This is a genomic window from Streptomyces purpureus (assembly GCF_014648195.1).
Classification (GTDB): domain Bacteria; phylum Actinomycetota; class Actinomycetes; order Streptomycetales; family Streptomycetaceae; genus Streptomyces; species Streptomyces purpureus.
In genome coordinates this window covers 782,721-801,472 of the sequence record NZ_BMQQ01000001.1, presented here as the reverse complement: position 1 = coordinate 801,472, position 18,752 = coordinate 782,721, and the positions used below count along the sequence as shown (strand labels likewise).

General features: G+C 72.0%; 19 protein-coding genes and 1 pseudogene. 7 read left to right on the top strand and 13 right to left on the bottom strand.

Features of this window, described 5'->3' with window-relative positions; genetic code table 11:
• Nucleotides 1-59 precede the first annotated feature (59 nt).
• Nucleotides 60-563: pseudogene (locus IEZ01_RS03625) on the bottom strand (PP2C family protein-serine/threonine phosphatase); the annotation flags it as partial.
• Nucleotides 564-844: 281 nt separating this feature from the next.
• On the bottom strand, nucleotides 845-1,450 hold the full coding sequence (locus IEZ01_RS03620; protein ID WP_019891453.1) for a TetR/AcrR family transcriptional regulator: 606 nt from the start codon (nucleotides 1,448-1,450) through the stop codon (nucleotides 845-847).
• A 155-nt stretch (nucleotides 1,451-1,605) separates the two neighbouring features.
• Here IEZ01_RS03620 and IEZ01_RS03615 point away from each other — a divergent pair, with 155 nt between their 5' ends.
• The 4 genes from IEZ01_RS03615 to IEZ01_RS03600 all read left to right on the top strand — a co-directional run bounded on the left by IEZ01_RS03615 (nucleotide 1,606) and on the right by IEZ01_RS03600 (nucleotide 6,890).
• Complete coding sequence (locus IEZ01_RS03615; RefSeq protein ID WP_019891452.1) at nucleotides 1,606-2,982, top strand: purine-cytosine permease family protein; 1,377 nt, start codon at nucleotides 1,606-1,608, stop codon at nucleotides 2,980-2,982.
• 103 nt (nucleotides 2,983-3,085) lie between these two features.
• The gene (locus IEZ01_RS03610) at nucleotides 3,086-4,738 is read left to right on the top strand and encodes an amidohydrolase (RefSeq protein ID WP_189199768.1); all 1,653 of its coding nucleotides are present in this window, start codon (nucleotides 3,086-3,088) and stop codon (nucleotides 4,736-4,738) included.
• 95 nt (nucleotides 4,739-4,833) lie between these two features.
• A complete protein-coding gene (locus tag IEZ01_RS03605) occupies nucleotides 4,834-5,466 on the top strand; it encodes a LysE family translocator (protein WP_019891450.1) in 633 nt (210 codons plus the stop codon).
• A gap of 134 nt (nucleotides 5,467-5,600) precedes the next feature.
• Nucleotides 5,601-6,890 (top strand): ATP-binding protein, encoded by a 1,290-nt coding sequence (locus IEZ01_RS03600; protein ID WP_019891448.1) that lies wholly within the window; start codon nucleotides 5,601-5,603, stop codon nucleotides 6,888-6,890.
• 42 nt (nucleotides 6,891-6,932) lie between these two features.
• On the opposite strand, the gene IEZ01_RS03595 is transcribed toward IEZ01_RS03600, so the two are convergent.
• The 7 genes from IEZ01_RS03595 to IEZ01_RS03565 all read right to left on the bottom strand — a co-directional run bounded on the left by IEZ01_RS03595 (nucleotide 6,933) and on the right by IEZ01_RS03565 (nucleotide 12,251).
• Nucleotides 6,933-7,721 (bottom strand): putative protein N(5)-glutamine methyltransferase, encoded by a 789-nt coding sequence (locus IEZ01_RS03595; protein WP_189199860.1) that lies wholly within the window; start codon nucleotides 7,719-7,721, stop codon nucleotides 6,933-6,935.
• Nucleotides 7,722-8,026: 305 nt separating this feature from the next.
• Nucleotides 8,027-8,404: a peptidase inhibitor family I36 protein gene (locus tag IEZ01_RS03590; protein WP_189199766.1), complete on the bottom strand. Its 378-nt coding sequence runs from the start codon at nucleotides 8,402-8,404 to the stop codon at nucleotides 8,027-8,029.
• Nucleotides 8,401-9,117 (bottom strand): hypothetical protein, encoded by a 717-nt coding sequence (locus IEZ01_RS03585; RefSeq protein ID WP_189199764.1) that lies wholly within the window; start codon nucleotides 9,115-9,117, stop codon nucleotides 8,401-8,403. The genes IEZ01_RS03590 and IEZ01_RS03585 overlap by 4 nt, the downstream gene beginning before the upstream one ends.
• A gap of 429 nt (nucleotides 9,118-9,546) precedes the next feature.
• Nucleotides 9,547-10,263, bottom strand: a complete 717-nt coding sequence (locus IEZ01_RS03580; protein WP_189199858.1) for a polysaccharide deacetylase family protein — start codon at nucleotides 10,261-10,263, stop codon at nucleotides 9,547-9,549.
• Between the two features lie 297 nt (nucleotides 10,264-10,560).
• Nucleotides 10,561-10,941, bottom strand: a complete 381-nt coding sequence (locus IEZ01_RS03575) for a hypothetical protein (protein WP_019891439.1) — start codon at nucleotides 10,939-10,941, stop codon at nucleotides 10,561-10,563.
• 132 nt (nucleotides 10,942-11,073) lie between these two features.
• Nucleotides 11,074-11,757, bottom strand: coding sequence for a DUF6766 family protein (locus tag IEZ01_RS03570; protein ID WP_019891438.1), 684 nt, complete (start codon nucleotides 11,755-11,757; stop codon nucleotides 11,074-11,076).
• Between the two features lie 86 nt (nucleotides 11,758-11,843).
• Complete coding sequence (locus IEZ01_RS03565) at nucleotides 11,844-12,251, bottom strand: hypothetical protein (protein WP_189199762.1); 408 nt, start codon at nucleotides 12,249-12,251, stop codon at nucleotides 11,844-11,846.
• 184 nt (nucleotides 12,252-12,435) lie between these two features.
• Between IEZ01_RS03565 and IEZ01_RS03560 the strand changes: the two genes are divergently transcribed.
• Nucleotides 12,436-12,978: a DUF6328 family protein gene (locus IEZ01_RS03560; protein ID WP_019891436.1), complete on the top strand. Its 543-nt coding sequence runs from the start codon at nucleotides 12,436-12,438 to the stop codon at nucleotides 12,976-12,978.
• Here the strand turns inward: IEZ01_RS03560 and IEZ01_RS03555 are convergent.
• Nucleotides 12,960-14,516, bottom strand: a complete 1,557-nt coding sequence (locus IEZ01_RS03555) for an ATP-dependent DNA ligase (protein ID WP_189199760.1) — start codon at nucleotides 14,514-14,516, stop codon at nucleotides 12,960-12,962. The genes IEZ01_RS03560 and IEZ01_RS03555 overlap by 19 nt on opposite strands.
• A 58-nt stretch (nucleotides 14,517-14,574) precedes the next feature.
• A complete protein-coding gene (locus tag IEZ01_RS03550; RefSeq protein ID WP_189199758.1) occupies nucleotides 14,575-14,976 on the bottom strand; it encodes a TetR family transcriptional regulator C-terminal domain-containing protein in 402 nt (133 codons plus the stop codon).
• Here IEZ01_RS03550 and IEZ01_RS03545 point away from each other — a divergent pair.
• Both IEZ01_RS03545 and IEZ01_RS03540 read left to right on the top strand, forming a co-directional pair.
• The gene (locus IEZ01_RS03545) at nucleotides 14,963-15,970 is read left to right on the top strand and encodes a PH domain-containing protein (protein ID WP_229832641.1); all 1,008 of its coding nucleotides are present in this window, start codon (nucleotides 14,963-14,965) and stop codon (nucleotides 15,968-15,970) included. The two genes, IEZ01_RS03550 and IEZ01_RS03545, sit on opposite strands and share 14 nt — an antisense overlap.
• Nucleotides 15,971-16,086: 116 nt before the next feature.
• On the top strand, nucleotides 16,087-17,130 hold the full coding sequence (locus IEZ01_RS03540) for a phosphatidylinositol-specific phospholipase C domain-containing protein (protein WP_189199754.1): 1,044 nt from the start codon (nucleotides 16,087-16,089) through the stop codon (nucleotides 17,128-17,130).
• Nucleotides 17,131-17,167: 37 nt separating this feature from the next.
• Here the strand turns inward: IEZ01_RS03540 and IEZ01_RS03535 are convergent, their stop codons facing one another.
• Both IEZ01_RS03535 and IEZ01_RS03530 read right to left on the bottom strand, forming a co-directional pair.
• Entirely contained in the window at nucleotides 17,168-18,136 is a 969-nt protein-coding gene (locus IEZ01_RS03535) for a DUF6397 family protein (protein ID WP_189199752.1), read from the bottom strand.
• A gap of 98 nt (nucleotides 18,137-18,234) precedes the next feature.
• Nucleotides 18,235-18,651, bottom strand: coding sequence for a roadblock/LC7 domain-containing protein (locus tag IEZ01_RS03530; protein WP_019891428.1), 417 nt, complete (start codon nucleotides 18,649-18,651; stop codon nucleotides 18,235-18,237).
• Between the last annotated feature and the right edge of the window lie 101 nt (nucleotides 18,652-18,752).

Sequence of the window (18,752 nt, the reverse complement as noted above, 5' to 3'; positions counted from 1 at the left end):
GCGATCGAGTGTCGCGGCCGGTGGCGGACGGGTCAACAGGGCGCAGCCGGAGGCAGGTGTCAGGCGGACGGCGCGCGGCCGGGCGGGCGGGGGCGGATCCGAGCCGCGAGGACGGCGACGTCGTCCTCGGCGTGCCGGGCGTCCAGCCGGAGCAGGACTTCGTCGACGACCTCGTCCACCCCGGCGCCCGGCGGCATGCGCACCGCGGCGAGGCGGGAGAGGGAGACGTCGATGTCCTCGTCCCGGCGCTCGACCAGCCCGTCGGTGAAGAGCAACAGGGTTTCGGCAGGGGTGACGTCCCGGGTGGCGAGTTCGTATCCGCCCACGCCGGTGCCGAGGGGCGGTCCGACGGGCACCTCCACCAGCTCGGCCCTGCCGTCGGCGGTGAAGATCGCCGGCGGCAGGTGGCCGGCGCTCGCGAAGGTGGCGACCCCTCGGGCCGGGTCGACACGGATGAGCAGGCAGGTCGCCGGGCGGCGGGCACTGTCCTCGGCGACGGCGGCGTCGAGCCGGCGCAGCACGCGGTGCGGCGGCAGGTCGACGGCGGCGGCGTCGCACAGGGAGGGGCAAAGGAAGTCGCCCAGCTCACGGCAGGTGGAGGTCTCGTCGAGCGTGGTGCCGATCCGGGCGATTGCCTGCTCCATGGCGCGCAGGCGGGCCTCGACCGCCGTCTCCTCACCGGGCGGGCGTGCGGACGGACCCTCGCGCTCCGACACGTCCGCCTCCGCGCACACCAGCGGCCGGACGCCACCGATCTTGTCATTCCACCAGCCCGGCCCGCCGGCTGCGCGCTTCCCTGTTCCCCGGCCGTGTCGGGCCGGCGCCCGGCCCGCCCGAGGGTGGGTCACGCGCGCTCGACGAGCCGGGTGGCCGCCGAGCGCGCCGTGGCCAGGGCGCGACGGGGGTCGGCGCCGCGCTGGCCGAGGACGACGCGGGTGCTCAAGCCGTCGAGCAGGGCGAGCAGTTCCGAGGCGCGGGCGGGTACGTCAAGGTCTGGGGCGAACCGGCCCGCGTCGACGCCCCGGGCGAGGAGCGCTTCGAGGTCCTGCTGCCAGCCGAGGTCCATTTCCTCCTGGGCCTGCCGCAGTTCTTCGTTGGCGGGGGTACGGGCCCACAGCTCGATCCAGAGCGTCCAGCGGGGGTCGCGCGGCCCTCGGGGGAGGTAGAGCTCCAAGAACAGGTCGAGTTTGCGTTCGGCCGTGACCCGGCGGGCGAGCAGCGCCTTGCGTTCCTCGGTGAGGGCGGCCTCGCTCCAGCGCAGGGCCTCCAGCAGCAGCCGGTCCTTGCTGCCGAAGTAGTAGAGGATGTGGCCGCCGCTGGTGCCGAGCCGTTCGGCGAGGGCCGACATGGTGAGCGCGGCCAGTCCGTCCTCGGCAATGGCCGACATGGCCTCTTCCAGCATCCGCTCCTGAGCGATCCGCCCGTCGCGCCGCCGCGCCGCTCCCGCCACCAGGCGACTCCTCTCCTGCCCCAGCGACCTGGGGTTCCGCCGGCACGACTTTATCCCGGCGCGGGTATTGACGGCGGCGGCACCCTCCCCTCATCTTGAATGCCATTCAAGAACTTAGAACGCTGTTCAAGATCCAGAGGTACGGGATGACACGTATGAGCCATGACGAGAGGCCCGCCGTCGACGAGGTGTTCCACGTCGAGACGCATGGCATCGACCCGATTCCCGACAACGAACGCCACGGCAGCGCCAAGGACCTCTTCTGGCTCTGGTTCGGCTCCAACCTCACCTTCACCTACGTCATCAACGGCGCCCTCGCCGTGACCTTCGGGCTGTCGTTCTGGCAGGCCACGGCGGTCGTCGTGATCGGCGGTCTGGCGTTCTTCGCGATCAGCGCGGCCGGGCTCGGCGGCATCCGCACCGGAACCGCCACCCTTGTCCTCTCCCGCGCCGCCTTCGGCGTCCTCGGAAACCTCCCCGCCGGGGTGCTCAACTGGGTCGTCAGCATCGGCTACACCATCGTCAACACCGTGGTCGGCACCTTCGCCCTCGAAGCCTTCTTCGCCGACCTGGGCTGGCAGGGCGGCAACACCGCACGGGGTCTCGCCCTGCTGATCACCCTGACGCTGACCTTCGTCGTCGCCCTGTGGGGCCACGCGACCGTGCAGTTCGCCGAACGCTGGATGGCGTACGTGCTCGCCATCGGCTTCGCCGCCCTGCTGCTGTTCCTCCTGCCCGGGACCGACACCGGCGCCCCGGCCGCGGCGCCCGGCGCCGCCGGGTGGAGCCTCGCGTTCGTCGTCATGCTGGCCGGACCGTTCTCGTACGTCCCGATGCCGGCCGACTACACCCGCTACCTGCCCCGGACCACCTCACTGCGGGCGATCACCTGGAGCGGCGCGCTCGGCGGATTCCTCTCCTCCCTGGCGCTGGGTGTCGCGGGGGTCGCGGCCGCCACGCAGACGGACATGACCGATGCCGTCGCGGGTACCGAGAAGCTCCTGCCCGGCTGGTTCCAGCCGCTCTTCCTCGCCCTGGTCCTCGGCGGCTCCGTCACCAACTCGATCATCACCCTCTACTCGTCCAGCCTGAACCTCCAGGTCCTCGGCATCCCCTGGAGCCGGGCGAGGGCGATCCTCATCAGCGCCGCGGTCACCGCGCTCGGCTCGCTCGCCGCGCTGTTCCTGACCGACTTCACCTCCTCACTGCTCTCCTTCCTCTCCCTGTTGATCGTGGTGTTCGCCCCCTGGGCCGGCGTCTTCCTCGCCGACATGGTGCTCAGGCGCTGCCGGTACGACTCCGACGCGCTGCACGCCGGGCGCGCGGGCGCGTACTGGTACCGGCACGGGTACCACCCGGCGGGTATGGGCGCCCTGCTGACCGGGCTGCTCTTCGCGGTGCTCACCTGCGACTCGGAGCTGTGGACCGGACCTCTGGTCGCCCCGCTGGGCGGCGCCGACCTCACCCTCCTCGGCTCGGTCGTCTCCGCGCTCACCTACTGGGCCCTGGCCCGGCGCCGCGCCGCCATGTGACACCGCACGTTCCACCGCGTACGACCGTGCCGCGTGACACCTCACGTACCGCGCGCACCGCAACAGAATCCGCACCGACCGCACCACCCTTGGAGCACATCTCATGACCCGCACCCTCCCCGCCGCCGACCTCGTGGTGACCGGTGCCCGCGTCCACACCGTCGATCCCGCCCTCCCCCAGGCGCAGGCACTCGCCGTGCGCGGCGGGCGGATCGCCTGGCTGGGCACGGACGCGGACGCCGCCGGCTGGATCGGACCGGAGACGGAGGTGATCGAGGCGGACGGGCGGCTGGTGCTGCCCGGCTTCATCGACGCGCACAACCACGTACGGCTCGGCTCCGACGACGCCTGCGTCCAGCTCGCGGGCGTACGCACGCTCGACGGCATCCACCGGCGCATCCGCTCCTGGCTGTCCGCGCATCCCGACGCCCGGTGGATCGAGGCGGAGGCCTTCGACTACTCGGCCATCCCGGGCGGCAGGATGCCGTGCGCGGCCGACCTGGACCCGGCCACCGGCGACCTGCCGGCCTTCGTCCTCAGCTACGACGTCCACACGGCCTGGCTGAACACCGCGGCCCTGCGACGGCTCGGTGTGACACGCGACCGTACGCGGCTGCCGTTCGGCGAGGCCGTGACCGATCCGGAGACCGGCGAACCCACCGGATTCATCAAGGACTTCGCGGTCAGGGGCCTCTCCCGCGACGGGCACCGGGCGCTGCGCGAACTCGGCGTGCCGTGGGCCTCGCCGGACCGGCAGTACGGGCGGCTGGCCAAGAGCCTGGACGATGCGATCCGCTACGGCATCACGACCGTCGTCGAGCCGCAGAACTCCCTCGATGATCTGGCCCTCTTCGAGCGCGCCCGCGCCGAGGGGCGGCTGCGGTCCCGGATCGTGGCGGCGCTGTTCCATCCGCGCGGCACGAGCGACGCGGAGCTCGACGAGTTCGCCGACGCCGCCGGGCGCCTGGCCGACGACCGTCTCCGGGTGGGGCCGCTCAAGCTCTACATCGACGATGTCGTCGAACCGCGCACGGCCGCGCTGCTGGAGCCGTACTCGGGCTGCCGCCGCCACCGGGGCGAGACGTTCTACCCGCCGGAGGAGTTCGCCGGGCTGCTCGCCAAGCTCGACGCGCGCGGCTTCCAGTGCTTCGTGCACGCCACCGGCGACCGTGGCATCCGTACCGTCCTCGACGCTGCCGCGCACGCACGCCAGGTCAACGGTCCACGGGACGCCCGCCATCAGGTCGTGCACGTGGAGTGTCTCGACCCGTCCGACGCACCGCGCTTCGCGGAGCTGGGCGTGGTCGCCTGCATGCAGCCGAGGCACTGCGCCCCGGAGATCGCCGGGCCCGGCAAGGACTGGGCCGAGAACGTCGGCGAGGAGCGCTGGCACAAGGCGTGGCCGATGCGCAGCCTGCACACGGCGGGCGCGGTGCTGGCGTTCTCCAGCGACTGGAACGTGGCCGAGATGGACCCCATGGTTGGCATCTACACCGCCGTGACCCGGCGTCCGCTCGGCGGTGGCGAGCCGTGGCAGCCGGCCGAGACGGTCGATGTGGAGACCGCCGTGCACGCGTACACGATGGGCTCCGCGTACGCCAACTTCCTGGAGGACGAGCGGGGTTCGCTGACCGTGGGCAAGCTCGCCGATTTCGTGGTGCTCTCACGGGACATCCTGCGCTGCGCCCCCGAGGACATCCCGGGCACGGTCACCGAACTGGCGGTGGTGGGCGGCGAGGTCGTCCACCAGCTCTGACCTCGGCTTTCCCTTGTACGGGACCGGGGAGAGCTCGGGGACGCAGCCGGGAAAGGTGTGGACAGGTCTCGCGGCGACGGCTGAGGATGAGCCGCATGCTGAGTACCCTCCTCGCCTTTCTCGGCGCGTGCACCCTGATCGCGGCCTCCCCCGGACCCAGCACGGTGCTGATCGTCCGGCAGTCGCTGCACAGCAGGCGGGCCGGTTTCCTGACGGTGCTGGGCAACGAGACGGGGGTGTTCATCTGGGGTGTGGTGGCCGCCTTCGGGCTCACCGCGCTACTCACGGCCTCCCAGCTCGCCTACGACGCGATACGGATCGTCGGAGCGGTCGTGCTGATCGTCTTCGGTGTGCAGACGCTGCTCGCGGCGCGCCGGGTCAAGGGCGACGCATCGGGGGTCGCGGAGCCCGACGCCCCTGCCGTGGGCCACTCCGGCTGGTCGTCGTACCGCGCGGGCCTGCTGCTCAATCTGGCCAATCCGAAGGCGGCGGTGTTCGCACTGTCCTTCCTGCCCCAGTTCGTCCCGGCCGGAGCGCCCGAGCTGCCCACCATGGTCGCGCTGGCGGCGATCTGGGCAGTCTTCGAAATCGGCTATTACGGGCTGTATGTGTGGTTCGTCGGCCGGATGAAGGCGATCCTGTCCCGGGCCGGCGTGCGCCGGCGCCTGGAGCAGGTCTCCGGTGGTGTGCTGCTGCTTCTCGGTGTGCGGATGGCCCTGGACGCCTGACGGGGATGCGCCGCCGTTCGCGCGAGTGACGGAACGTAGCGTTTCGGGTCCCCGGATTGTGCAGGACGGCACAGGCCCGCTCCGTACCGGCGCCCCTAGCCTCGCCGGAACAGTACGAACGAGGGGCGGTACCGGTGAACTGGCTGATCCACGACTACCGCGAGAGCGATCTCGCTGCCGTTGTCCACCTCATCGACACCACGGCCGAGCTCGGTCAGGAGTCGGTGTTCTCGCTCGCCGAGTGCATCGGTGCGCTCACCTCCCGGCAGCCCGCCGTCGTCGCCGTCCACCAGGGCGTGCCCATCGGTGCGGCGCTCGCCTGCGTCGCCGGGGAGCGCGCGTGGGTGATGCGGATCGCGATCTCGTCCGCCTGGCGCGGCCGGGGGCTGGCGAGTGCGCTGCTCGTGGAGCTGGAGCGGAGGCTCGTCGCGGCACGGGTCGGCCGGATCGCGTATGTGCTGCCGGAGGAGGAGCTGCTCGGCGAGGGGCTGCTGAACGCCGGGTACACCCGCCAGCCGGCCGTCGCCTACTTCGAGAAGGTCGAGCCGCTGCACGGTCCTGCGGCCAATCTCCTGGAGGACCTCGGCGGGCGCGTCCTGCCCAACGACCTGTGGACCAAGGTCGCCGGCATGGAGGCGGAGAAGGATCTGATCGAACGGCGTGTGGTGCTGCCGCTGGCCGAGCCGGAGCGGGCCGCCCGGCACGGCGTACGGCCGCCGCGGGCGATCGGGCTGTTCGGCCCGCCGGGGACCGGCAAGACGACCTTCGCCCGGGCCATCGCCTCGCGGCTCGGCTGGCCGTTCGTGGAACTCCTGCCGTCCCGGCTGGCGGACGAGGGGAATCTGGCGGCGGCCCTGCGCAGCGCGTTCGCGCGGATCGCGGAGCTGGAGCGGGTGCTCGTCTTCATCGACGAGGTGGAGGAGATAGCCCCGGTGCGTACGGAGCCGGCGCAGCCGGGCGGCATGCACGGGGTGACCAATGAACTGCTGAAGCTCATCCCGGGCTTCCGTGAGCGTGACGAGCGGCTGCTGATCTGCGCGACGAACTCGATCCGGTCGCTGGACCCGGCGTTCCTGCGGCCCGGTCGCTTCGACTACCTGATCCCGATCGGGACACCGGACCAGGGGGCGCGGGCGGCGATCTGGTCGCGCTACACGGACGGGCGGCCGGAGGTGGACGTGGCGCAGCTGGTGGCGGCGAGCGAGCTGTTCACCCCGGCCGACATCGAGCACGCGGCGCGGATCGCGGCGCAGAGTTCCTTCGAGCGGGATCTGGTCGCGGTCGGGGGCCCCTTGGGCGAGGCGCGCTCGCCGGGGGCCAGTACGCAGGACTATCTGGCGGCGATCGCGCAGTGCCGTCCGACCGTGACCCCGGCGATGATCACCCAGTTCGAGTCGGACATCACCACGCACGCCCGGGTGTAGCCGGCCCCGGCCGGGCGGGGCCAGCTGCGACGCTCAGCTGCGTCAGCGCTCTTCCGGCCGGCCGAGGGCCGGGCGGGAGCCGACGACCACGGTGGCGTCCAGGTCGTCGCAGCCGACGATCCTGGGGACCAGCCCGTGGGCGCTCATCGCAGCCGCGGTGTGCGGCGCCTGGCGTTCGCTCGTCTCGATGAGCAGCCTTCCGCCGGGCGCCAGCCATGCGGTGGCTCCCTCGGTGACGCGGCGCTGGACGGCCAGGCCGTCGGCACCGCCGTCGAGGGCGACGAGCGGCTCGTGGTCGCGGGCCTCGGGGGGCAGGAATCCGATCGCCTCGGACGGTACGTACGGGGCGTTGGCGACCAGTACGTCCACGCGGCCCCGCAGGCCGGCCGGGAGCGGGTCGTACAGGTCGCCCTCGTAGGCGCGGCCCCCGACGTCGGTGACATTGCGCCGTGCACAGCGCACGGCGGCGGGGTCGACGTCGGCGGCGTGCAGCTCGATGCCGTCGACGGCGGCCGCCACGGCGGCGCCGACGGCGCCGCTGCCGCAGCACAGGTCGAGGACGACGGCGCCCGGGCGGGCGAGTGCGGCGGCCTGCTGGACGAGGAACTCGGTCCGGCGGCGGGGGACGAAGACACCGGCGTCGACGGTGATCCGCAGACCGCAGAACTCGGCCCAGCCGACGATGTGTTCCAGGGGGAGCCCTTCGACGCGCCGGTCGACCATCGTGTCGAGGTCGGCGTCCGTGCGGGCGGCGGAGATCAGCAGCTCGGCTTCGTCCTCGGCGAAGACACAGCCGGCGGAGCGGAGCTTGGTGACGACGGTGGCGTGCATACGGGGTGAAACGGTGAGGGACAAGACGGCCCTTTCGGGGTGCCCGGGGGCGCTCCCGTGGTCGGCCTTGTCGGTCAGACCGCACATCCGTGAGGCGAGAGCACCCTGCCTGAACTGGCGTTGATGGGTCTCACCTCCTTGGTCTGCTTAACCGGAGCCGTAACCATACATGATCGACAACGTGGGCTCGCAAGCCCGGGAGCGGGCGTCGGACCTCCCTCTACGGGGGGTCGCTCGGCCGTCGTCCGGGACCGGGTGGGGTCCCGGACGAGGGGATCCCGGACGTCAGGTCCGGGTGGCCGTGATCAGCAGCTCATCGCCCAGGTGTGGGAGTCGCCGTTGTCGTTGGCCGCGCCGTTGTAGCCGACCTCCTGGCCGGGGGCCAGGCAGATCGTCATGTGTCCGCCCTGGTGGGCGCGCGAGAAGACCTTCACATGGTCCTTGACGCCCGGACCGGAGACACCGTGGTTGGCCCAGGAGGAGTCCTCGTCGGCGATCCAGCTCTCCCACCAGCCGTCGTCACCGCTCCAGTTGGCCCTCTGGCCGTCGAAGTTGGCGTTCTCCCAGGTGCAGAAATGGCCGCTGGGGCAGTCGGCCGCGCCGGCCGGTGGGGCGAGGGCGAGGCCGCCGGTGGCGAGGAGCAGTGCCGCGGCGGCTCCGGCGAGGCTGTGCTTCAGGGTCATGTGCCTTCTGTGCCTTTCGGTTGGATGGTGATCGCGGGTTGGGCGCCGATGAGCGCCGACGCCCGCCGCAGTGCGCGGGTGCGCAGCTGCTGGTAGGTGGTGAGCTGGTCGCGGCGTTCGGCGCGCACGCGGGCCAGCTCGGCCGGCTCCAGCCGGGCGCGTACGTCCATGAGCCCGCTCTGCACCGCGCAGCGGTCCGCGACGGCCGGGGGGACGCGGTCGGGCAGGGTGCCGCGGGGCCGGGTGGCGGCGCAGTCGGTCCAGCGGGCCATGGCGGCGCGGTGGGCGGGGTCGGTCTTCATCCGGTCCGCGGCGAGGGCGCGCAGGTTGTTGACCGTGACCTGGGCGTGGAACCAGCGCCGCTGGTCGCCGTAGAGGGTGTGCAGGGCGTCGGCGAGACATCCGTCGGTGTGGGCGGTGACGGTGGCCCCGGTGGGGAGTGTGAGGGACAGCTCGCTCGGTCCTGTGCCGAACAGCGCGCTCTGGAGACGGGGGTCTTCGGTGCTGTGGGTCCGCGTGGGAAGGGCCAGCCCCTGCCGGGCGAGGCAGCGGGTGACGAGGGTGAGCTGGGCGGTCTTGAGGAGGTCGTCCTCGGCCGGGTCCGTGACGGGGGCGGAGTTCCGGGCGGGGGCGTCCGGGCCGGGGCCGGGGGTGGTGCAGCCGGTGAGGAGGAGCGCGACGGCGGTGGCGGCCGGGGCGAGCCTGCGGAGCATGGTGGTTCCTCGGGGTGCGGACCCCGGTCCTTGATCGTCGGGGGTACATCCCTTTCGATGCCCGCCACGGGCACGAGGATGCGAGGTGTCACCCGAAGGAGAAGGGGCGCGCGGGGGCCAGGGAGGGCCGCCCGGTCCAGGGCGCCGGGCGGGGCAATCGATGAACCGATTCGCCGGAGCCGCCGAAGACGGGTGCGAGGCGTCAACATGGAGCCGTCGACGCGAACGAGGGAGGGAACGGGCGGGTACGACGAAGCCCCGGTTGGACGGGGGATTCCAACCGGGGCCGTTCGTGGTGACAGCGCGGGTCCGGGATGCCGTGCCCCACGGTCACATATGTATGAACGATAAACCATCAGGGCGGGTTCCCGATGCCGTCCGATAGTCGGTGTGAGTCACCTCACCGGCAGGTCGCGTGCGGTGCGGCGGCTACGGCCGGTAGACCTCGCCGGGTTCCGCCTTGCCCGGTGCGAGCAGCTGGGGCACGGTCACGAAGGTGAAGCCCCGCTTCTTCAGCTCGGCGATGATGCCGGGCACGGCGGGCACGGTGCCGTCGTAGATGTCGTGCAGCAGGATGATCCCGTCCTTCTCCGCCCCGTCGAGGACGCGCTGCTGTATGAGCTTGGAGTCGGTCGTGGAGTAGTCCTTGGCGGTGACGCTCCAGAGCACCTGCGCGAGGCCGAGTTCACGGCTGACGTCGGAGACCGTGCCGTCGGTCCTGCCCTGCGGGGGTCGCATCAAGGTCGGCTTGCGGCCGGTCAGCTTCTCGATGGCGTCCTGGGTGCGGGAGAGCTCCGTGCGCACTTCTTCGGGCTCCAGGTCGGTGAGGATCTGGTGCGTCCAGGTGTGGTTGGCGACCTCGTGCCCTTCGGCGGCTATTCGGCGTACGACTTCGGGGTACCGGTCGACGTGCTTCTTGCCCAGCAGGAAGAAGGTGGCCGGGACCTTCTCCTTCTTGAGGGTGTCGAGCAGGCGGGGCGTGTCCTTGCCCGGGCCGGCGTCGAAGGTCAGGGCGATGCACTTGGCCTCGCGGCAGTCGACGGCCCCCGAGGGGGCCTTGGCGTCCGCGCCGACCTCGCCCCTGACGTCCACGGGGGAGACCGGATCGACGCCGCAGCCGCCGAGCGCGAGGACCAGGGAGGCCATCGCCAGCAGAGCGACTCCGGTCCTCCGGCGGGCAACCCTCTTCTTCCTGATCATGCACAACTCACTTTCACGGTGTTCGACGTGGGCACACCCGACCGGGCCCGAGCGGGCGTGATCGAGTGGCACGCCGTGCACTCTACACCGCGTGTATACATGGCATGTATAGGGGGGTGGAGGCGCGTGGGGCGCCTCTAGCGGGAGGTCAGCAGGGGTGGCGGCAGCGGGCACACGACGACCCCTGCCGGTGAGTACCGGCGGGGGTCGGGAGGATCCTGATCGGTCCTTACGCCCGCGTCGTCAGCGGGAGGCGAGCAGCATCCGCGCCTCTGTCTCCTGGTCGCCCGAGACCGACTGCAGCGACCGTACGTCGAAGCTGCCGGCGAGGGCCTTCTCGATCTCGTCCACGGCGTGGTAGCCGCCGGTGAGCAGCGCGCCGACCTCGGCGGTCAGATGCGCGGGCGGCAGCGGCTCCCCGCTTGCCGGGCGAGCCGTGTCGAACGTGGCGAGCCAGACCGTGGTCTCCGGGCCCCGGGCGTTCGGCTCCTTGGAGACGGACATGTCCTCGCACACGAAGACCCGGTCCAGTACGTCGAACACGGCCTTCGCGTCTTCCTGGACACAGCCGCTCAGCTGCACCGTGACGTCGGTGTCGATGTTCCTGTCCTCCACGTCGTTCATCTCCTCGTGACCCGGAGGGACGGCACGGACGGCGTCCCCAGCTCCCTCGGTTCTTGCTTGGTTCTTACAGCATCCCTTTTCGCCGCGCCTTGTGCAGTGTGGTGACCCGCTGGTTCCGCCGGGCGGAACGGATCACCCCTCGATCCCGGTGGCGTCATGGGAGGCGCCGACCGGTTTGGACTCCGGCGATCCGCGCTGGCGCAGATACACGGCGAAGATCGCCATCGAGCCGACGGCCAGCAGCTCGGACTGCCAGTTCTGGAGGGTGCGGCTCCAGAAGTCGGCCGAAAGGAGGTAGCTCGCCCAGGGGACGGGCTCCTGGAGCCCGCGCAGGCGCTCCTCGCTCAGGGCGGCCGCGCCGGAGATGGACTGGGCGAGCCAGGAGCCGAGGAACGCGGTGAGCATCACGATGCCCAGGGATCGCGAGTACAGGGTCTGGCGCAGGCCGCCGACGGCGGCCCAGCGCGGGGAGTCCTCGCGCGCGTGGGGCCCCACGCGCTGGTCCTTGTCGGATTCGAGGCCGGCCTTGTGCATCTCCTTCGACTCCGGCGAACCCCGCTGCAGGAGCCAGACGGTGCCGAAGAGGAAGAGGAAGAACTGGAGGTACTCGGACTGCCAGTTCTCGGTGATGTCGACGGCGAAGTGGGAGGTCGCGACGTACTCGAAGAAGCCGACCGGGCGTGCCCCGTCCGACTGGAGCTCCTCGTTGAACTCCGCGCGGCCCGCGAAGGCCTGGCCGATGAGGCTGAGCAGGAATCCCACGCCGAACACCACCGAGATGCCGTTGTCCTTGAGGAAGCGTGACAGGCGGCTCATCCGTGGAGCGCTCCTACGACGGAGAAGTAGACGAGCCCGCAGACGAGGCCGACCAGGTAGATCACGAACATGACGCGCATCGGTCATCAGTCTCCTTTCAGGAGACAGCGGTAGGGCCTGCCCTCGCGGGGTGTGCAGCCCGCCGCGCTGATCCGCCAGCCACCCGGGAAGGAGGTGAGGAAGTAGGTGTCGGTGGCGAGTTCGACCCGGGCCTGGCGGCCGTACACGTCGGTGGAACGGATCGCGCCCGGCTCGGGCAGCTCCGCGTCGGCCAGCGCCTGGGCGCAGGTCGGGCCACCGTTGTGGACCGCTTCCTCCCTGGCGGCGGAGGTGAGCAGAGCACAGGCAGCGCGGAAGTCGCCCGCGGTGTGGAGGGTGGCGAACCGTTCCGTCGCCTTCCTCACTGCCTCCAGGCGGTCCTGGGGCACCGCACAACCGGTCAGCGGGACGCCCACCACCAAAGTGAGTACGGCGAGTCGGGCGATCGTGCGCACGTAGGGGTGTCCCTCCTGCCGAGCGGCGGAAGTGGGGCGACCGTACGAGCATGAGGGGACGGCGATCGGCGGTCACGCTCCCGTGGTGCGACACCCGTGGGTTTCGTCCGGGTGCCGTACTGGCGGGATTGGGAGGCGCCGATGTGGTTATCCGCCTGATGTGGGGTCGGATTCGGGAGGTCGCATGTCCGAGCAGATACGTCAGGGCTCGCAGGAAAGTGAGCGGGACCGGCGGGACAGACATGGGCGCGTCGCGGGCAAGGGACGGAACGAGACGCCTGAGGAGCGGGCCGACCGGCGCTGGGTCGAGCTGATGCAGGAGATCCGGGTCGCCCAGACGGGTGTGCAGATCCTGTTCGGCTTCCTGCTCACCGTGGTCTTCACCGCGCGCTTCCCGGAGCTGGCGCCGTCCGAACGGACCAACTACATCGTGACCGTGGCACTGGGTGCCGCGGCGACGGGTGCGCTGATCGGGCCGGTCTCCTTCCACCGGATCGTGGCGGGGCGGCGCATCAAGCCGCAGACCGTGGAGTGGGCCTCGCGGCTCACCTCTGTCGGTCTGCTGCTTCTCCTCGCGACGCTGACGTCGGCGCTGCTGCTGATCCTGCGGGTGGCCAGTGACGGCGGGTTCATCCCCTGGCTGGTGGCGGGGCTGATCGCCTGGTACCTGCTGTGCTGGTACGTGCTGCCGCTGTGGGCGCGGCACCGCTACACCAGCGGCGGCTGAGTTCTCAGCACGTCCTCGACGGTGTCCGCCTCGGCAGCGGTCTTGTCGGGGCGGTGGCGCAGGACCCGGGCGAAACGCAGGGTCACACCGGCCGGGTAGCGGGTGGAGCGCTGCAGTCCGTCGTAGGCGATCTCCACGACGAGTTCGGGGCGCACGCGCACGGTGAACCCGTCGTCGTCGACGGCCAGTTCGCGCAGCCGCTGGGTCTGCCAGCGGAGCATCTCGTCGGTGAGGCCCTTGAACGTCTTGCCGAGCATGACGAAGCCGCCGTCGGCCGCGCGGGCGCCGAGGTGGAGGTTGGAGAGCAGACCGGTGCGGCGGCCGTGGCCGTATTCGACGGCCAGCACGACGAGGTCGAGGGTGTGGACCGGTTTGACCTTGAGCCAGGAACGGCCGCGGCGGCCCGCGGTGTAGGGCGCGTCGAGCGCTTTGACCAGGACGCCTTCGTGACCGCGGTGGAGCGTGTCGGCGAGGAAGGCCTCGGCCGCCTCGACCTGCGGAGCCGAGGCGGGGTCCTCGACGACGAGGCGGCGGACTCGCAGATCGTCGGGCAGGAGGCGGGCGAGGACTAGGTGGCGTTCCCGGCCGGGATGGTCGATGAGGACCTCCCCGTCGGCGGCGAGGACGTCGAAGAAGACCGGGAAAAGGGGTAGTGCGGCGCGCGCGGTGGAGACGTCGAGGCGGGATCCGACGCGGGAGGCGATGTCCTGGAAGGCCGCGGGCCGTCCCGCCGGGTCGAGGGCGATGACCTCTCCGTCGAGGATGAAGGAGTCGGCGGGTACCTCCTGGGCGACGGCGACGACGTCCGGCAGCCGGTCGGTGATGTCGTCCAGGGAGCGGGTGTGGACGCGGACCTCGTCGCCGGAGCGGTGGACCTGGATGCGGATCCCGTCGAGCTTCTCCTCGACGACGCAGGGCCCCAGCGTGCTGACGGCTTCGGTGACGGATGCCGCGGTGTGGGCGAGCATGGGCTGGACCGGGCGGCCGACCCGCAGGCCGAAGGCGGTCAGCGCGGTGGGGCCCCGGTCGAGCACGGCCTGGGCGACGCGGGGCAGCGAGCCTTCGAGCATCACGGCGCGGCGGAGTTCCGCGGCGGGTACGCCGGCCGCGCGGGCGACGCCCTCCAGGGCGATCGCGTCGAGTGCGCCCTGCCGTACCTCGCCGCTGAGCAGCCTCAGCAGGAATTCCTGTTCGGGAAGGGTGGCGGCCGCCATGAGCGTACGGACGAGGCGCTTACGCTCGGCCTGGGAGCCGGGGCCGGCGAGCTGGGCAAGGGCGCTCATCGCGGCGTCGGTGTCGGCGAGCGTGAGGGTGGGCTCGTCGGCGGGCGGGATCGCCGGCGGGAGGGCGTCCTTCAGGGTGCTCCAGCCCACGCCGATACGGCCCTGCGGGAGTTGGCCGGCGAGGTAGGAGATGGCCAGCGGGCTCTCCTCGGGGCGTGCCTCGGCGAACAGGGCGGCCAGCGCGGCGATCTTCTCGGACCGGGCGGAGGTGGCGGCGATGCGGTGGGAGACGTCCGCGAGGCGGGCCAGCAGCATGCCGCCATGGTGCACGCGGGGCGCCCCGGCCGCACCCGGGCGCGGGCCGGACATCCCCTTAAGGCCGCTCGGGCGAGTCGTCGGCGGGTGTGAAGAGCCGGCCGAGGTGCTGGTCGAGCAGTTCCTCGGCCCGTTCGGGGGTCTGCACGTCGAGGAGGGTGTACGCGGTGAGACCGTCGGCCAGGCTGATCAGCAGCATGGCCTCGGTGTCGGGGTCGCGGTCGGCGGCGATCTCGCCGCGGTCCTGTGCCTGGCGTAGCAGGTTGGCGAAGAACGCGGCCAGTTTGGGGATGCCCTCGCGGGCTTCTGTGCGCAGCTCCTCGTCGTGCACGGCGCGGGCGAAGTAGGCGGCGGAGACGCGGTGGCCGATGCGGCTCTTGTCGTCGAGGGGCAGCATGCCGCCGAGGCATGCGCGCAGGATGGCGCGGGGCGGGGGCTGTTCGAGCATGCCGGCGGCCATCTGGCGCTGGCTGCGGTACGCACCCCTCACCTTCTGGGTGATCGGTGGTGTCGGCGTGGCCGTCGGCACGGTGCTGCGCGTCCTGGACGGGGCCGGCGTCGAGTGGTGGAAGGCCGGTCCTGTCCGCGCCGGCTTCGAGGAGTTCGGCCAGAGCGTGCTGTGGGTGACTGTGCCCGCGCTCCTGATCGCCGTCCTGACGGCCGGGTCCCTCGGCGCGCTCGCGCTGTACGTGGAGAACTGGTGGGGGCTGCGGACGGAGTGGAGCGACGACCGCACTCTGACCGTGCGCCGGGGGCTGCTGACGACCCGGTCGGTGGGGATCGAGCGGGACCGGCTGCGGGGGGTGATGCTCCGTGAGCCGCTGCTGCTGAGAGCGGGCGGAGGCGCCACCGTCCAGGCGGTCGCCGGCGGCCTGGGCGATGCCGAGGAGGCTCAGCGGCGCGGCTCCCTGCTGCCGCCCGCGCCGCGCGCGACGGCGCTACGGGTCGCCGCGGGCGCCCTGCGCCGGTCGGACACCTCGCCGTTCCGACAGCCCTCGCTCACCACACACCCGCGCGCCGCGCTGCACCAGCGCGTGCGGCGGGGACTGTACCTCGCCGTGCTGCCGCCGGTCGTCACCCTGCTGGCCCTCGGAGTCCTGCTCACCCCCGTGCTGCTGCACTGCGCCTGGATGTACGCGGCGGTCGCGACGGTGACCGTGTGGCTCCTCGCCCGGGACGCCCACCGCAGCCTGGGCCACGGGCTGAGCGGGCCATATCTGCTCACCCGCTCCGGCACGTTCAGTCGCGACACGCTGGCCCTGCGGCGCGACACGATCGCCGCCTGGACCCTCACCACCTCCCCCTACGGCCGGCGCCATGGGCTGGTCACCCTGACAGCGGCGGTGGCCGCGGGCCGGCACGGCTACCGCATCCCCGACCTGGACGCCGGAGAGGCACCGGCGTTCGCGGCCGCGGCCTCGCCGGGCATCCTCGACGAATGGCTGGTGCGCTGACAGCTGCTCAGGTGAGCCGTTCCGTCATCGTACGTCCAGCAGCCTGCTTCCCGTGGGACACTCAACTCCTCTACTGTCCCCCCGACTTGAGGTGCTTCGACGGAGGGCAGGGGACCATGAGGAAGCCGTTGCGCACGGCCGCGACAACCGTGGCGGCGGGGGTGCTCGCGGTCGCGTTCCTGCCGGGCCAGGCCCGGTCCGCCGACCCCGGTCAGCTCGCCTACTCGGCGACCACCGGGGTCGGCATGCACAACGCCTACGAGAAGTCGAAGTACCCGTACTTCGCCGACGCGCTGGATTCCGGCGCCGCGATGCTCGAACTCGACGTGTGGACCAATGCGTTCGGCCGGGGTTGGCGGGTCTCGCACAGCAACCCGTTCGGCAACGACAACAACTGCGAGAACGCGGCGCACGCCGGCGAGCTGCGAACCAAGTCCCGTAACCAGGATCTCGGCGGCTGTCTCGCCGACATCCGGGCCTGGCACAACGCCCACCCCGGTCACCGGCCCGTACTGCTCAAGCTCGAACTCAAGGACGGCTTCCAGGGGAAGTACGGCCGGGGACCCGCCGCGCTGGACGCCCTGCTGACGGCCAAGCTGGGTGACGCGTTGCTGCGGCCCGCGGACGTGGTGGGCGGCCACCCCGACCTCGACACCGCGGTCCGCGCCGGCGGCTGGCCCACCCGCTCCGCCCTGGCCGGGAAGTTCCTCGTGGAACTGATACCGGGCACGGTCGAGGAGGACAACCCGGCCGACACCCTGTGGACCGACCGCGAATACGCCACCCACCTGCGGAACTTGGCGGCTGCCGGACGGCTGCGGGAGGCAGCCGCGTTCCCCGCGGTCCACCGGGCGCAGGCGGGCGACCCCCGGACCCGGTACGCGGACGCCGGGATCCGCCCTTGGTTCGTCGTCTTCGACGGCGACGCGTCCACGTACACGGGCGGCTCCATCGACACGGGCTGGTACGCGAGCCGGAACTACCTCGTCGTCATGACGGACGCGCACAACGTCGCCCCCGCCATCGACGGCACCCGTCCCACCGAGGCCCAGGCCCGCGAGCGGGTCGGGCTGCTCGCCGGCCGCCACGCGAACGTGGTGTCGGCGGACTGGTACCCCCTGCCCTCCGTCCTCTCCTCGGTGGTCCCGCGCGGCCAGTGACCGCCACACCGGCCGCCGACGGGGGTGAGGCCCCGGATCAGCGCGTGGCCCGTGCCTCCCTCCTGCGCAGCAGCCGGTCCAGCAGCACCCGCCGTACCCGCCGCACGGGCGGGTGCGGCACGGGCGGCCGCGGCAGCGCCAGATGCAGCGGCACGCGCTCGGGCAGCGCCGTCATCGGCGGCAGCGGCAAGGGGCGCGCCCGGCCGCCCGGGGCCACTCCCGCGACGGCGGCCGTGCGGTCGGACTCCGGGCGGGGCGCGGCCCGTACCACCCGGGCACGGCCCAGGGTCTGGCCCAACTGCGTCCGGTGCCACAGGATCTCGTCCGGATCGTCCGCCAGCATCAGCCGGTCGGCCAGCTCCCGCGCGGAGGCCGACTCCGGACGGTACGGCGGATCGGGGCGCAGCCGGTCGAGATAGGCGCGCTCGTATGGGTCGGCGACGACCTCCGCCAGCTGGACCGGGTCGAGCAGTGAGGCGATGGCCGCCGCCTGCTCCCAGGGATCGTCGGTGCCGCGGAGGAGCAGTCCGAGGCGGTGGGTGCGCCAGTTGCGGGGCCGGTGGTCCACGCCGTCGTCGAGTTTGGTCCGTAGCTCCTGCGGCAGCCGTCCGGTCAGCAGGTCCGAATGCCCGGCGCCGAATTCGCGTACCTCGCCGGCCAGGTAGAGCCAGACGACCGCGCGGTAGCGGTTGAGATAGAAGCGGACGGGGCTGATGTGGCCGGTGCGGGCCAGCCTGGTGAAGCGGTCCGGTGGAACGCGGAGCAGTGCGGCCGCCTCGGTCGTCCCCACCGCACGGACCCTTTCGCGCAAGCCCTCCGGGAAGTCGGGCGACCGTCGAAGCCTGCCGACCTCCTCCTCGGTCACTCTCGGTCGCGTCCCCGGCGCGCCCGGGACGGAGCGGACGTGCCCCAGCTGCACGGCGAGCTCCAGCTCGCCTCGCCTGAGCTCCAGTTGCTGTGCGGCACGCCCGAAGGCGAGCGTGCGTACGGCTTCCGTCACGGTCATGACGGTCCTCCCCGTGAGTGCGAATACTCTCGGTGACGACCGTAGCGCCGACGCGGCCCGGCCCGCTCGGCCTGTGGAAAACTCTGCCCGGCGGCCGGTCAGCCGCGCCTGGAGGCGCCGCTCGGGTCGGGCTGGCGAGCCGCCACGCCCAGGTGTTCGCCGACGCGGTTGACGAGAAGCGTCATCTCGTAGGCGACTTGACCGACGTCCGCCTCGGCCGCGCTCAGGACGCACAGGCAGCTGCCCTCGCCCGCCGCGGTGACGAAGAGCAGTGCTTCGTCGAACTCCACCATCGTCTGCCGTGCCTTGCCCGCCCGGAAGTGGCGTCCCGATCCCCTGGCGAGGCTCTGCAGTCCGGCGGAGACGGCGGCCAGATGCTCCGCGTCCTCGCGGGCCAGCCCTGTGCTCGCCCCGGTCACCAGCCCGTCGTTGGACAGCACCAGCGCGTGCCGTATCGACGCGACCCGCTCGGTCAGGTCGTCCAGAAGCCAGTCAAGTCCCTTGTCCAGCGCCATGTTCGGTCCTCCCCGTTGCCTTCCCCGTGGTCCCCGTGGTCGTCCCGTTGTGCCGCCTTGCGTCCGTAAGCCTTGCGTACTGACGTGAGCAGAGCAAGCAC